The sequence below is a fragment of the Pleomorphomonas sp. T1.2MG-36 genome (assembly GCF_950100655.1).
Classification (GTDB): domain Bacteria; phylum Pseudomonadota; class Alphaproteobacteria; order Rhizobiales; family Pleomorphomonadaceae; genus Pleomorphomonas.
This window is the reverse complement of sequence record NZ_CATNLY010000047.1, coordinates 1-213: the sequence shown is the minus strand read 5'-3', so window position 1 is coordinate 213 and position 213 is coordinate 1. Positions and strand designations below refer to the sequence as shown.

General features: G+C 66.2%; 1 protein-coding gene. It reads left to right on the top strand.

Going from position 1 to position 213, the window contains the following annotated elements; genetic code table 11:
* A partial coding sequence (locus tag QQZ18_RS19265) for a tetratricopeptide repeat protein (protein ID WP_446728685.1) occupies nucleotides 1-213 on the top strand: 213 nt, incomplete at both ends.

The following is a 213-nucleotide window of genomic DNA, read 5'->3' as shown; positions in this document are numbered from 1 at the left end:
GGCGCTCTTTACCAGCTTGGCGACCTTTACAGCCGTGGCGGACCGGTTCCCGTCGATGGAACCAAGGCCATCGATCTCCTGCAGCGGTCCGCAGACGCCGGAAACCCCGGAGCCTATGTCCGCCTCGGCGAGCTCTATCGCGACGGTACCGTGGTGCCTGCCGATGGCGCCAAGGCAGCCGAACTCTTCCAGAAGGCAGCCGATGCGGGGCTC